This window comes from Paucibacter sp. KBW04 (genome assembly GCF_003852425.1).
Taxonomy (GTDB): Bacteria; Pseudomonadota; Gammaproteobacteria; order Burkholderiales; family Burkholderiaceae_C; genus Paucibacter_A.
This window is the reverse complement of sequence record NZ_QAJN01000010.1, coordinates 128,337-142,277: the sequence shown is the minus strand read 5'-3', so window position 1 is coordinate 142,277 and position 13,941 is coordinate 128,337. Positions and strand designations below refer to the sequence as shown.

13 protein-coding genes and 1 tRNA gene are annotated in these 13,941 nt (G+C 60.8%); all 14 read right to left on the bottom strand.

The genetic code is table 11. From position 1 onward, the window contains the following. Nucleotides 1–10: 10 nt before the first annotated feature. The 14 genes from nuoH to rpsO all read right to left on the bottom strand — a co-directional run bounded on the left by nuoH (nucleotide 11) and on the right by rpsO (nucleotide 13,692). Nucleotides 11–1,069, bottom strand: a complete 1,059-nt coding sequence (nuoH, locus tag DBR47_RS12685; RefSeq protein WP_124450569.1) for an NADH-quinone oxidoreductase subunit NuoH — start codon at nucleotides 1,067–1,069, stop codon at nucleotides 11–13. 13 nt (nucleotides 1,070–1,082) lie between these two features. Beyond that, complete coding sequence (nuoG, locus tag DBR47_RS12680; RefSeq protein ID WP_124450567.1) at nucleotides 1,083–3,416, bottom strand: NADH-quinone oxidoreductase subunit NuoG; 2,334 nt, start codon at nucleotides 3,414–3,416, stop codon at nucleotides 1,083–1,085. Between the two features lie 26 nt (nucleotides 3,417–3,442). After that, nucleotides 3,443–4,795 carry an NADH-quinone oxidoreductase subunit NuoF gene (nuoF, locus tag DBR47_RS12675; protein ID WP_124450565.1) on the bottom strand — a complete coding sequence of 451 codons (1,353 nt, stop codon included), beginning with the start codon at nucleotides 4,793–4,795 and terminating at the stop codon, nucleotides 3,443–3,445. A 14-nt stretch (nucleotides 4,796–4,809) separates the two neighbouring features. After that, a complete protein-coding gene (gene nuoE, locus DBR47_RS12670; protein WP_124450563.1) occupies nucleotides 4,810–5,319 on the bottom strand; it encodes an NAD(P)H-dependent oxidoreductase subunit E in 510 nt (169 codons plus the stop codon). 15 nt (nucleotides 5,320–5,334) lie between these two features. Next, nucleotides 5,335–6,588, bottom strand: a complete 1,254-nt coding sequence (locus DBR47_RS12665) for an NADH-quinone oxidoreductase subunit D (RefSeq protein WP_124450561.1) — start codon at nucleotides 6,586–6,588, stop codon at nucleotides 5,335–5,337. A 3-nt stretch (nucleotides 6,589–6,591) separates the two neighbouring features. Further along, nucleotides 6,592–7,185, bottom strand: a complete 594-nt coding sequence (locus DBR47_RS12660; RefSeq protein WP_124450559.1) for an NADH-quinone oxidoreductase subunit C — start codon at nucleotides 7,183–7,185, stop codon at nucleotides 6,592–6,594. 33 nt (nucleotides 7,186–7,218) lie between these two features. Next, a complete protein-coding gene (locus DBR47_RS12655) occupies nucleotides 7,219–7,695 on the bottom strand; it encodes an NADH-quinone oxidoreductase subunit B family protein (protein WP_046113908.1) in 477 nt (158 codons plus the stop codon). A gap of 143 nt (nucleotides 7,696–7,838) precedes the next feature. Beyond that, complete coding sequence (locus DBR47_RS12650; RefSeq protein ID WP_124450557.1) at nucleotides 7,839–8,198, bottom strand: NADH-quinone oxidoreductase subunit A; 360 nt, start codon at nucleotides 8,196–8,198, stop codon at nucleotides 7,839–7,841. A gap of 216 nt (nucleotides 8,199–8,414) precedes the next feature. Further along, nucleotides 8,415–8,499: transfer RNA gene (locus tag DBR47_RS12645), tRNA-Leu, on the bottom strand. A 213-nt stretch (nucleotides 8,500–8,712) separates the two neighbouring features. Then, nucleotides 8,713–9,096, bottom strand: coding sequence for a preprotein translocase subunit SecG (secG, locus tag DBR47_RS12640; protein ID WP_124450546.1), 384 nt, complete (start codon nucleotides 9,094–9,096; stop codon nucleotides 8,713–8,715). A gap of 66 nt (nucleotides 9,097–9,162) precedes the next feature. Further along, nucleotides 9,163–9,903, bottom strand: coding sequence for a triose-phosphate isomerase (tpiA, locus tag DBR47_RS12635; RefSeq protein WP_124450544.1), 741 nt, complete (start codon nucleotides 9,901–9,903; stop codon nucleotides 9,163–9,165). 24 nt (nucleotides 9,904–9,927) lie between these two features. Further along, nucleotides 9,928–10,914 carry an NAD(P)H-quinone oxidoreductase gene (locus DBR47_RS12630; RefSeq protein WP_124450542.1) on the bottom strand — a complete coding sequence of 329 codons (987 nt, stop codon included), beginning with the start codon at nucleotides 10,912–10,914 and terminating at the stop codon, nucleotides 9,928–9,930. A gap of 28 nt (nucleotides 10,915–10,942) precedes the next feature. Next, a complete protein-coding gene (pnp, locus tag DBR47_RS12625) occupies nucleotides 10,943–13,096 on the bottom strand; it encodes a polyribonucleotide nucleotidyltransferase (protein WP_124450540.1) in 2,154 nt (717 codons plus the stop codon). Nucleotides 13,097–13,422: 326 nt separating this feature from the next. Then, nucleotides 13,423–13,692 carry a 30S ribosomal protein S15 gene (rpsO, locus tag DBR47_RS12620; protein ID WP_124450538.1) on the bottom strand — a complete coding sequence of 90 codons (270 nt, stop codon included), beginning with the start codon at nucleotides 13,690–13,692 and terminating at the stop codon, nucleotides 13,423–13,425. Nucleotides 13,693–13,941 lie beyond the last annotated feature (249 nt).

Below are 13,941 nucleotides of genomic sequence, written 5' to 3'. Positions count from 1 at the left end.
TTTCCTCTGCTCACTTCCAGATATTGAATGGGGACTGGATCCACAGGCCGATCACAACGAGCCAAACCAGGGTCACGGGGATGAAGATCTTCCAACCCAGACGCATGATCTGGTCATAGCGGTAGCGCGGGAACGTGGCACGCACCCACAGGAACATGGTCACAACAACAAAGGTCTTGATACCCAGCCAGATCCAGCCAGGGATGAAGTCCAGGAAGGCCACCGGCGACATCCAACCACCCAGGAACAGGGTCACGGTCAGGATGGAGACCAGAATCATGTTGGCGTACTCAGCCAGGAAGAACATGGCGAAAGACATGCCCGAGTACTCGACCATATGGCCGGCCACGATTTCCGACTCGCCTTCCACCACGTCGAAGGGGTGACGGTTGGTTTCAGCCAGGCCCGAGATGAAGAACACCACGAAGATGGGCAACAAGGGCAGCCAGTTCCAGGACAGGAAGCTCAGGCCCATATCGGCGAACATGCCACGGCCCTGAGCCAGCACGATCTCGCTCATATTCATGGTGCCGCTGACCATCAGCACGACGACCAGGCAGAAGCCCATGGCGATTTCGTAACTGACCATCTGTGCGGAAGCACGCAGCGCGCCCAAGAAGGCGTACTTGGAGTTCGATGCCCAGCCGGCGATGATCACGCCATAGACCTCGATGGAGGTGATGGCCATCAAGAGCAGCAGACCGGCATTGACGTTGGCCAGCGCGACTTCGGGACCGAAAGGCACGACGGCCCATGCGGCCAGAGCCGGCATGATGGTCATGATGGGGCCCAGGAAGAACAGGCCCTTGTTCGCCGCCGAAGGAAGAATGATTTCCTTGAAGATCAGCTTCACCGCGTCAGCGATGGGCGTCAGCAAGCCGTAAGGGCCCACGCGATTCGGACCGGGGCGGATCTGTGTCCAGCCAATGGCCTTGCGTTCCCACAGAGTCAGGTAGGCCACACAACCCATCAGCGGTGCGACGACCGCGATGATCTTGATCAGGGTCCACACCACGGGCCATGCGCCGCCCAGCAGGCCGGCACCAGTTTGGTAGAGGGTTTCAATCATTGCTGTTCTCGCCTCACACCTTGGTCACGTTCAGGCTGGCAAACGCCGCGCCCAGGGCCGCCGTTTCGGGCAGGCCTTGCGGCACGCGCACGACATTGGCCGGCAACTTGGCATCCAATTTGGCCGGCACTTGCACCGAACCGGCGCCGTCCTGGCTGATGCGCACGCTGTCGCCAGCGCTCAGGCCCAGCTGAGTCCACAGCGCCTGCGGCAGGGTCGCCACGGCCGCTTGGCGAGCGTCGCTCGTCAGCTGCAGCGAGCTGGCGTGGCGCACCAGCAGATCGGCCGCGTAGATGGGCAGATCAGCCAGGCGTTCCAAGCCTTCAGTGGCGGCACGCAGCTCGATAGCGGCGTTAGACGCATTGCTCAGCTTGGCCGACAGATCTGCATCGACGCCCAGCGCTGCGTTGCGGACTTGCTCCGAGCTTTCTTGCTGGAAACCGTCCAGAGCCAGCAGATTGGCCAGCACGCGCAGAATCTTCCAGCCCGGACGGGTTTCGCCCAGGGCCTTGGCCACGCCCACAAAGCTCTGCGCACGACCTTCGGCATTGACGAAGGTGCCCGAGGTCTCGGTGAAAGGCGCGGTCGGCAGCAGCACGTCGGCGTATTCCAAACCGGTCTTGAAGGGGCTCATCACCACGACCATATCGGTAGCAGCCAGGGCCTTGGCGGCGGCAGCGGCATTGGCGCTGTCCAGCACCGGGTCGGTGTTCAAGAGCAGCAAGCCCTTCACGGCCTTGCCTTCGCCACTCAGCATTTGAGCTGCGTTCAGGCCGCCTGCGCGCGGCAGCGCGCCGGCCAGTTGAGCGCCGACGGTGTTGGCCGCTTCGCTCAGATAGCCCACGGTGGCGCCGGTCTGTGCCGCAATCCAGTTCGCCAGGCTCAGCAGTGCAGCGGCTTGCGGATGCTGGGCGGCAGCGTTGCCCAGCAGAATGGCCTTGCGCTGACCCGACAGCAAGGAGGCGGCGATGGCGTTTGAAGCCTCGCTGGCCTGGCCTGCAACCGGCGCGCTCACGCTGTTAGCACCGGCAACCGATGCCGCGACGGCTGCCAGTTCCTGCAGCCAGGCGCTGGGTGCGCCGGTGATTTCCGCCTTGATGGGCAGCAGCCAGTCGTCGGCGCTGGCGCCGATGCGGCTGATCTGCGCGCCACGGCGAGTGGCTTGGCGCAGACGCTGAGCAAACAGCGGATGGTCCTTGCGCAGGAAGGAGCCGATGACCAGGGCGCGGTCCAACTCGGACAGCGAAGCGATCGACGTACCCAGCCATTGGGCCTGGCCTGCGGGTGCCACGTTAGCGAAGTCGGCGTGGCGCAGACGGTAGTCGATGTTCTCACTGCCGATGCCGCGCACCAGGGCGGCCAGCAGGTGCAACTCTTCCACCGTGCTCTGCGCAGAAGCCAGGGCGCCGAAACCAGCGGCGCCATGCTCGGCCTTGATGACCTTGATGCCATTGGCCACGTACTCCAGGGCCGTGGTCCAGTCGACGGTCTTCCAGGCCCCACCCTGCTTGATCATGGGCTGGGTCAGGCGGGCGTCGCTGTTCAGGGCTTCGTAGGAGAAGCGATCGCGGTCGGAAATCCAGCATTCGTTGACAGCATCGTTCTCCAAGGGAACGACACGCATCACCTGGTTGTTCTTGACCTGGACGACCAGATTGGCGCCGGTCGAATCATGCGGGCTGACGCTCTTGCGACGCGACAGCTCCCAGGTGCGGGCGCTGTAACGGAAGGGCTTGCTGGTCAGGGCGCCGACCGGGCAGATGTCAATCATATTGCCCGACAGTTCGGAGTCCACCGAGCGGCCGACAAAGGTCTGAATCTCGGCATGCTCACCGCGGTGCGCCATGCCCAGCTCCATCACGCCGGCGATCTCTTGGCCGAAGCGCACGCAGCGGGTGCAATGAATGCAGCGGCTCATTTCCTGCATGGAAATCAGCGGGCCCACATTCTTCTGGAACACCACACGCTTTTCTTCGGTGTAGCGCGACTTGCTGCCACCATAGCCCACGGCCAGGTCTTGCAGCTGGCACTCGCCGCCTTGGTCGCAAATGGGGCAATCCAGGGGGTGGTTGATCAGCAAGAACTCCATCACGCCCTGCTGGGCCTTCAGTGCCTTGTCGCTCTTGGTGCGCACGATCATGCCTTGCGTGACCGGCGTCGCGCAGGCAGGCATGGGCTTGGGCGCCTTCTCCACATCGACCAAGCACATGCGGCAGTTGGCGGCGATGGAGAGCTTTTTGTGATAACAGAAATGCGGGATATAGGTACCGGCCTTCTCGGCGGCATGCATGACCATGCTGCCTTCCAAGACCTCTACCTTTTGTCCGTCCAGTTCGATTTCAATCATGTCGTGTCCTGTCCTGTCCTGCTACTTCAGACTGCAGCCGGCACTAGGGGGCTTTTGTGTTCGATCAGATGAACGAACTCTTGTTTGAAATTCTTGATCATGGCGCGCACCGGCATGGCCGCCGCGTCACCCAGCGCGCAGATGGTGCGGCCCTGGATGTTGTCTGCCACCGAGTTCAGCAGATCGATGTCCTCCGGCTTGCCGTGACCCGTGGCGATGCGCTCGACCACGCGGTGCATCCAGCCCGTGCCTTCGCGGCAAGGCGTGCACTGACCGCAAGACTCATGCGAGTAGAAGTAGGTCAGACGCAGCAGGCTCTTGACCATGCAACGGCTGTCGTCCATCACGATCACCGCGCCCGAGCCCAGCATGGAGCCGGCCTTGGCGATGGAGTCGTAGTCCATGGTGCAGTCCATGATGACGTCGGCCGTCAGCACGGGCGAGGAAGAACCACCAGGGATGACCGCCTTGAGCTTGCGACCCTTGCGCACGCCACCGGCCAGTTCCAAGAGCTTGGAGAAAGGCGTGCCCAGTGGGATCTCGTAATTGCCGGGACGCTCCACATCGCCGGAGACCGAGAAAATCTTGGTGCCGCCGTTATTGGGCTTGCCGATCTCGAGATAGGGCTGGCCACCGTTGCGGATGATCCAGGGCACCGCGGCAAAAGTCTCGGTGTTGTTGATGGTGGTCGGGCGGCCGTAGAGGCCGAAGCTGGCCGGGAACGGTGGCTTGAAGCGCGGTTGGCCCTTCTTGCCTTCCAGCGACTCCAGCAAGGCGGTTTCCTCGCCGCAGATATAGGCGCCAAAACCGTGGTGGGCATGCAGCTGGAAGCTAAAGCCTGAACCCAGAATGTCCTCACCCAGATAGCCGGCAGCGCGCGCCTCTTCCAGGGCGGCCTCGAAGCGTTCATAGACCTCGAAGATCTCGCCGTGGATGTAGTTGTAGCCCACCCGAATGCCCATCGCGAAGGCGGCGATGATCATGCCTTCGATGACGATGTGCGGGTTGAACATCAGGATGTCGCGGTCCTTGCAAGTGCCGGGCTCGCCCTCATCTGAGTTGCAAACCAGATACTTGTGGCCAGGGAACTGGCGGGGCATGAAGCTCCACTTCAGGCCGGTGGGGAAGCCCGCACCGCCGCGTCCCCGCAGGCCGGAAGCCTTGACTTCGGCAATCACCTGATCCTGAGTCAGCGGCGCGCCTTCGGGAGCGCCCTCGCCCTTCAAGATCTTGCGCAGGGCTGCATAGCCACCGCGTGCTTCGTAGTCCTTCAGACCCCAGTTCTTGCCATCCAGACCGGCGTAGATTTGCGCGCCGATATGACGGTCATGGAAGCAGGTTTCTTGGCCCGTGGACTGAAATTTGGAGAGATCCAACATCGTGTGCTCGTCCTTCAGTTCTTGCCAGCATGGGCGCGCAGGGTGTCGACCAATTCGTCGAGACGCTGAGGGCTCATGAAACTGCACATCTGGCGATCATTCACCAGCATCACCGGCGAGTCGGCGCAGGCACCCAAGCATTCGCTCTTTTGCACGGTGAACAGGCCGTCGGCCGTGGTGCCGCCCTCTTCCACGCCCAGCTTGCTGCACAGATGGTTCAGCGCAGATTGGCCGTCACGCAACTGGCAGGGCAGATTGGTGCAAACGTTCAACTTGAACTTACCAAGCTTGCGCTGGTTGTACATGTTGTAGAAGGTCGTGACCTCGTACACGGCGATGGGCGGCATGCCGAGGTACTCGGCAATGGCGTCCTCGCTGGCGCGCGAGACGAAGCCAATCTCCTGCTGCACGATAGCCAGGCAAGCCATCACGGCCGACTGCTTTTGGTCGGCCGGGTACTTGGCGACTTCGCGAGCAAAACGCGCGGCGGTCGCTTCGCTCAAATGATAGGTGTCAGTGCTCATCGCAAGGTGTCCAAATCAACGATCAATCTCGCCGAAAACAATGTCCATGGTGCCGATCACGGCCACCGCGTCAGCAATCATGTGGCCGCGCGACATCTCGTCCAGCGCAGCCAGATGCGAGAAGCCCGGCGCACGGATCTTCAGGCGGTAAGGCTTGTTGGCGCCATCGCTGACGATGTAGATGCCGAACTCGCCCTTGGGATGCTCGACGGCGGCATAGGCCTCGCCTTCGGGCACGTGGAAGCCTTCGGTGAAGAGCTTGAAGTGGTGGATCAGCTCTTCCATATTCGACTTCATGTCGACACGCGAAGGAGGCGCCACCTTGTGGTCATCGGTGATGACGGCGCCGGGATTGGCGCGCAACCAGTCCACGCATTGCTTGATGATGCGATTGCTTTGACGCATTTCCTCGACGCGCACCAGATAGCGGTCGTAGGTATCACCATTGGTGCCGACGGGCACATCGAAATCCATCTTGTCGTAGACGTCGTAGGGCTGCTTCTTGCGCAGGTCCCAAGCCACGCCACTGCCGCGCAACATGGCGCCGGTAAAGCCCAGGTTCAGCGCACGATCGGGCGAAACCACGCCGATGCCCACGGTACGCTGCTTCCAGATGCGGTTGTCGGTCAGCAGGGTCTCGTAGTCGTCGACGTTCTTGGGGAAGCGTTTGCAGAAGTCGTCGATGAAGTCCAGCAAAGAGCCCGAGCGATTCTCATTGAGCATCGCAATGGTCTTGGCGTTCTTGATCTTGCTGACCTGGTATTGCGGCATCGAATCCGGCAGATCACGGTAGACACCACCCGGGCGGAAGTAGGCCGCATGCATGCGCGCGCCGGAGACGGCCTCGTACATATCGAACAGATCTTCGCGCTCGCGGAAGGCGTAGATCAGGATGTTCATCGCGCCGCAGTCAATGCCGTGCGCGCCCAACCACAGCAGGTGGTTGAGCAAACGGGTGATCTCGGCAAACATCACGCGGATGTATTGCGCGCGCAGCGGCACTTGCACGCCCAGCATCTTCTCGATGGCCAGGCAGTAAGCATGCTCATTGGCCATCATGGACACATAGTCCAGACGATCCATATAGGGCAGCGACTGAATATAGGTCTTGCTCTCAGCTAACTTTTCAGTCGCGCGGTGCAGCAGGCCGATATGCGGGTCGGCGCGTTGAATCACTTCGCCGTCCAACTCCAGCACCAGACGCAGCACGCCGTGGGCGGCTGGGTGCTGCGGGCCGAAGTTCAGGGTGTAGTTTTTGATCTCGGCCATCGTTCAGTGTCCGCCGTAGTTGTCTTCACGGATGATGCGCGGCGTGATCTCACGCTGCTCGATCGTGACCGCTTGGTAGATCACGCGACGCGCTTCGGCGTCGTAACGCATTTCCACATTGCCCGTGGTGGGGAAATCCTTGCGCATGGGGTGACCGATGAAACCGTAGTCGGTCAGGATGCGGCGCAGGTCTTCGTGGCCATCAAAGATGATGCCAAACAGGTCAAAGGCCTCACGCTCGAACCAGTTGGCCGAAGTCCACAGCGGCGTCAGCGCAGCGACGCAGGGGAAATCGTCATCCGGGCAGAAAACCTTCAGGCGCACGCGCCAGTTCTTGTTTACCGACAGCAGGTGCACGGCCACGGCATAGCGCGGACCGTCATAAGCGCCGTCTTTGTAGCTGCTGTAGTCCAGGCCGCAAAGATCGATCAGCTGATCGAAACGCAGCTCCGAGTGATCGCGCAGGATCTTGGCTGCTGCGGCGTAGTTGGCTGCGCTCACCTGAACGGTGATTTCGCCAAACTCGGTTTTCAGGTTTTGAATCTTCTCGCCAAGCGCTGCTTCGAGCGCTGCTTTGAGGGTGTCAAGTTTGCTCATCTGTGAGGGACCTTTTCAGCCGTGACGTTCAGGTCAACGCGCGATGGTGTTTTCGCGGCGGATCTTGGCTTGCAGCTGCAAGATGCCGTAGAGCAAGGCCTCGGCCGTGGGCGGGCAGCCAGGCACATAGACGTCGACCGGCACGATGCGATCGCAGCCACGCACGACCGAATAGCTGTAGTGGTAATAGCCACCACCGTTGGCGCAGGAGCCCATGGACAAGACCCAACGCGGCTCAGCCATCTGGTCATAGACCTTGCGCAGAGCGGGCGCCATCTTGTTGCACAGGGTGCCAGCCACAATCATCAGGTCACTCTGACGCGGGCTGGGGCGGAACAACATGCCGAAACGGTCAATGTCATAACGCGCAGCGCCTGCGTGCATCATTTCGACCGCACAGCAGGCAAGACCGAAAGTCATCGGCCACAGGGAACCGGTCTTGGACCAGTTGATCAGCTTGTCCACCGAGGTGGTGACAAAGCCTTCTTTCAAAACGCCTTCGATACCCATATCGAGCTTCCATTCAGACTAGGCCACGCGGGCCGAGCGCCGGGCCGCTCTTCAGCCTGCCCGCAATGCCAGCCCAGGTCAACTCAGGGCCGGCGCCCCATCCGGGGATCACCCAAGATCAACCTCGGGCGAGAAATCCAAAATCACTCCCAGTCCAGGGCGCCCTTTTTCCATTCGTAGGCGAAACCCACGACCAGAATGCCCAGGAAAATCATCATCGACCAGAAGCCTGCCGCGCCGATCTCCTTGAGCGAAACCGCCCAGGGGAACAGGAATGCAATTTCCAGATCAAACAAAATAAACAAAATGGCCACGAGGTAATAGCGGACGTCGAATTTCATTCGCGCGTCTTCAAAGGCCTCGAAGCCACATTCATAGGGGGAGTTTTTGGCCTGATCCGGCCGATGCGGCCCGAGCAATGCGCCGAGCACTTGAGGCGCCACGCCGACGCCTGCGCCGACCAGGATGAAGAGGATGACGGGTAGGTACTGATCCAAGTTCATGGGTGACGCTCTCTAAAGCTGTCTTACGCCTCCAGGCGATTCACAGCAGTTACCACAAAAAAGCAACGGGCGCGCCGCCAGCGAATTCTCGCTTACGGACTGCGCCCGCTCGGGTCCCCTGCAGAGCAGACTCAAACTACGTTCAAGCAAACTCTGCGATGAGGCGCTTTGGCAAGTTGTTCACGGGCTCCAACCCGAGAATACTAACCGATGATCTGGTGCCGTCGGCGAGACTCGAACTCGCACAGCTTTCGCCACTACCCCCTCAAGATAGCGTGTCTACCAATTTCACCACGACGGCTATTATTTAATCTCAATTGCGACTAGATTTGCCTGAGGAATGACTTGCGTCTTGCTATCTAGCCAGCCTCAAATTCTATACTGAAATTTTTGCTCTCTTGGCCAATTCGCAACAATTTCTCAGCGTTTTTTGAGTTGCCGCATCAAAGCGGCATCCAAGCTTCAGATGCAGGCACCCAAAGCTCGCTGCTCAAGCACCTACAACGGCCAGGCCTTATTTCGAGGCAGCAGAAGCTGCGGGCGTCGCAGCCGGGGCAATCACTGCAGGCGCAGCACCGGGGATAGCTGCCGCACCAGACGCGGCGGCAGCAGCGGGCGCGGCCTTGTCCAGAATGGTTTCGTTGCCAGTCTGACCGCTACGGCTATTGGACATATACGCCAAGGCCAGAGTGCAGACAAAGAAGACGGTGGCGCAAACGGCCGTGCTACGCGACAGGAAGTTAGCACTGCCGGTGGCACCGAACAAGCTGCCCGAGGCGCCGCTACCGAAGGAGGCGCCCATATCGGCCCCCTTGCCATGCTGCACCAAGACCAAACCAATCATCACCAAGGCGCTCAGCAGCTGAACCACCAACACCAAATTCATCCAAAATTGCATCTCAAAAGCTCCAAAAAATCTTCTACGAATCGACCCTTCGCCAACGGGCGAACAGGTCTAAAAAGTTCAGCTCGCAGCGCGGCAAATGACGCTGAAATCCGCCGCCTTCAAGGCCGCGCCACCAATCAAGCCACCATCGATATCGGCACAAGCAAACAGCTGCGCCGCGTTATCGGGCTTGACGCTGCCGCCGTAAAGAATGCGCATGGCATCGGCCTTCTGCGTGGCCGCCTGCAGCTGCTTGCGCAGCACGGCGTGCACGGCTTGAGCCTGCTCGGGCGAGGCCGTCAAGCCGGTGCCGATGGCCCACACCGGCTCATAGGCCAGCACGATTTCACCGATGCAATGCGTCAAGGTGTGAATCACCGCAGCCAGTTGGCGCTTGACCACCAACTCGGTCTGACCCGCCTCGCGCTCGGCCAGCGTTTCACCCACACAGACAATCGGGGTCACGCCATGCGCCAAGGCCGCCTTGGCCTTGTCGGCCACCAGCTGATCGCTTTCATGGTGATAGGCCCGACGCTCGGAGTGACCGACGATCACATAACGGCAACCCAGATCGGCCAACATGGCCGAGGACACCTCACCGGTGAAGGCACCCTGCTCTTGCGCCGAGCAGTCTTGCGCGCCAAAAGCGATGGCCTGGCCGGTCAAAGCCAAGGCGGTTTCAGCGATGTAAGGGAAAGGCACACAAACTGCCACATCCGCATTCCACGGGCCCGCCTCTTTCAGGCCGGCCAACAGCGCCGCGTTGGCACTGCGGTTGCCATGCATCTTCCAGTTGCCGACGACCAATTTCTTACGCATTGCCCAATCCCCCAAATCTCTTTATCACCAGCTCAAAACAATCTTGCCGACATGCTCGCCGGATTCCATCAAAGCATGTGCCGCCGCCGCTTCTTCAGCAGGCAGCTGACGATAGATCACCGGCAGCACTTGGCGCGCCTCGAGCAAAGGCCAGACCCGCTCGCGCAGCGCGCGGGCGACCGAGGCCTTGAACTCCAGGGAACGCGGACGCAAGGTGGAACCGCTGATCGTCAAGCGTCGACGCAGCACAGCACCAGCATCGAACTTGGCGTCCACGCCGCCCTGCACCCCGATGATGACCATGCGACCATCGTCCGCCAAGCATTGCACGCCGCGCTCGATATAGGCGCCGGCCACCATGTCCAAAATGACGTCCACGCCGCGATTGCCAGTGGCAGCTTTCACCTCGGCCACAAAGTCCTGGCTCTTGTAGTTGATCGCCACATCGGCACCCAAGGCCAAGCAGGCCTGCGCCTTGGCTTCATTGCCCACGGTCACGATGACCCGCGAACCCAAGGCCTTGGCCAACTGAATGGCCGCCACGCCGATGCCACTGCTGCCGCCATGCACCAAGAGGGTTTCGCCAGGCTGCAAGGCCGCCCGCACAAACACATTGGACCAGACGGTGAAGAAGGTCTCCGGCAGGCTCGCCGCTTCAGCCATGCTCCAGCCCTTGGGCAGCGGCAAGCACTGCCCCACGGGCGTGACGCACAGCTGCGCATAGGCGCCGCCAGGTGTCAAAGCACAAACCGCGTCACCCAATTTGAAACCCGCCGCCGCCAAGGCCGCGGCATCACCCGCAACAATGCGCCCCGCCACTTCCAGGCCCGGCAGATCGCTGGCACCGGGAGGCGGCGGATACACACCCTTGCGCTGCAAGACATCGGGGCGGTTGATGCCGTAAGCCTCTACCGCGATCAAGCACTCCCCTGCCCCCGGCTGGGGGTCGGGACGCTCGATCAGCTGCAGAACCTCAGGGCCGCCAGTGCGGCTGATGGCAATGGCTTTCATGCCGATCTCAAATCAGGCGCTCAGCGGATTACTGCTGAGCTTCGTCGGCAGGGGCCGACACAGCAGCGGGCGCCGCGGCAGGCGCTGCATCACGGTCGATCAAAGCCTTCATCGACAGCTTGATGCGACCCTTCTCGTCGGTTTCCATGACCTTGACCTTGACGATCTGGCCTTCCTTCAGGAAGTCGGTCACCTTCTCGACGCGCTGATGGGCGATCTGGCTGATGTGCAGCAAACCGTCCTTGCCGGGCAGCAGGTTGACCAGGGCACCGAAGTCCAAGATCTTGGTGATCGGGCCTTCGTAGACCTTGCCGATTTCGACTTCGGCGGTGATCTCCTGGATGCGCTTCTTCGCGTACTCAGCCTTCTCGCCGTCGGTCGAAGCGATGGTGATGGTGCCGTCTTCGCCGATGTCGATGGTGGTGCCAGTTTCTTCGGTCAGCGCACGGATGGTGGCGCCGCCCTTGCCGATCACATCACGGATCTTCTCGGGGTTGATCTTCATGGTGTACAGACGCGGCGCGAACTGCGACACCTCGGTATTGGCCGTGCCCATGGCTTCAACCATCTTGGAGAGGATGTGCAGGCGCGCCTCCTTGGCTTGCGCCAGGGCCACTTGCATGATTTCCTTGGTGATGCCCTGGATCTTGATGTCCATCTGCAGGGCGGTGATGCCACCGGTGGTGCCTGCCACCTTGAAGTCCATATCGCCCAGATGATCTTCGTCACCCAAGATGTCGGTCAACACGGCGAAACGGTTGCCGTCCTTGATCAGACCCATGGCGATGCCGGCCACATGGGCCTTCATCGGCACACCGGCGTCCATCAAAGCCAGGCAGCCGCCGCAGACCGAAGCCATGGACGAAGAGCCGTTGGATTCGGTGATTTCCGACACCACACGCATGGTGTAGGGGAAATCTTCCTTGCTGGGCAGCGCGGCGATCAGCGCACGCTTGGCCAGGCGGCCGTGGCCGATTTCGCGACGCTTGGGGCTACCCACGCGACCGGTTTCGCCGGTAGCGAAGGGAGGCATGTTGTAGTGCAGCATGAAGCGGTCTTCGAACTCGCCGGCCAGCGCATCGATGCGCTGAGCGTCGCGGTCCGTGCCCAAGGTCGCCACGACCAGGGCCTGCGTCTCACCACGGGTGAACAGGGCCGAGCCGTGGGTACGCGGCAGGATGCTGTTGCTGATTTCGATGGGGCGAACGGTGCGGGTGTCGCGGCCGTCGATGCGGGGCTCGCCAGCCAGGATCTGGCCGCGCACGATGCGGGCTTCGATCTCGAACAGCAGGCTTTCCACTTCGACCTTGTCGAACTCGACGCCTTCATCGCTCAGCGCCTTGAAGACGTTAGCGGTCACAGCGCGGCAAGCTTGCGTACGAGCCTGCTTGTTGCGGATTTGGTAGGCGGCAGCCAGAGCTTCGTCGGCCAGAGCGCCAACCTTGGCGATCAAGGGTTCGTTCTTGGCTGGCGCCTTCCAGTCCCAGGCCGGCTTGCCAGCGTCGCGCACCAATTCATTGATGGCGGCAATGGCGATATTGCCCTGCTCATGACCGAAGACCACGGCGCCCAGCATGACCTCTTCGGACAGCGCATCGGCTTCCGATTCCACCATCAGCACGGCGGCTTGGGTACCGGCGACGACCAGGTCCATCTTGCTATTGGCCAGCTCGGTCTTGCCAGGGTTCAAGATGTACTCGCCATTGACATAGCCCACGCGAGCCGCACCGATGGGACCGTTGAAGGGGATGCCGGACACGGCCAACGCGGCGCTGGAAGCGATCAGGGCGGCGATGTCGGCCTGAACTTCGGGGTTCAGCGACAGCACATGCACGACGACCTGGACTTCGTTGTAGAAGCCTTCGGGGAACAGCGGGCGGATGGGGCGGTCGATCAGGCGGCTGGTCAGGGTCTCCAGCTCGCTGGGGCGGCCTTCACGCTTGAAGAAGCTGCCGGGGATCTTGCCGGCGGCATAGGTCTTCTCCAGATAGTCCACGGTCAGCGGGAAGAAATCCTGGCCGGCCTTGGCTTCGGTCTTGGCCACCACGGTCGCCAGGACCACGGTGCCTTCGATGTTCACGACCACGGCACCGCTGGACTGACGAGCGATCTCGCCCGTTTCCATCGTGACGGAATGGGGGCCCCATTGGAAGGTCTTGGTGACTTTATTGAACAAGCTCATACGTCTCTCCTTTTTGCTCAGCCCGGACACACCGGTGCCCAGGCCTTTTTAGCGAAGCGGCTTGCGGCCCGCCTCTTGACCGGGAGTGAGTCTGGGTTTGGCGGGATGCCATTCCAGTGCGTCTGCATTCGATAAACAACAAGCCGCAGAAGCTTTGGAATGACACAGCAGCGCCACGTCAGCTCAACTCCGAAATCTAAAACTCGGCCCAACAACAGACCAAGGAACTACAACTTCAAAAAAAGACTACAAATCCGATCGCAGAAAAAACAAAGAGCCTGTGCAGGCGTCAATACCCAGACAGGCTCCTTGATTTCACGCGTGAATTACTTACGCAGACCCAGCTTTTGAATCAGGTCGGTGTAACGCGCTGCGTCCTTGGACTTCAGATAGGCCAGCAGGCTCTTGCGAGTGTTGACCATCTTCAGCAGACCACGGCGGCTGTGGTGATCCTTCATATTGGCCTTGAAGTGAGGCATCAGGCCATTGATACGTGCGGTCAGCAGAGCAACCTGGACTTCCGGCGAGCCGGTGTCGTTGGCGCTACGTGCGTTGGACTTGACGATTTCTGCCTTGTTGATGTCGGCGACTGACATGTTTGCGTTCCTTGCATGATGGAAGCCGCCGGGCTGCGCCAGTCAGCGGCAGCACACAAACGGTTTCCAAAGGTTTTAACTTGCGGACACGGGTGAAACCGACCCGAGCCGTGCTCTTTCAAATCTTGCGACCCCAAACCTTGCCAGAACGAGCCCGGCGATGCCTCGAGTCACAAAACCTGCTGATTATAGACCAGATTGCCTGCACTCCCAAAAGTGCGAGCCAGGGCGGCGGCGAGAAGCTTTCGG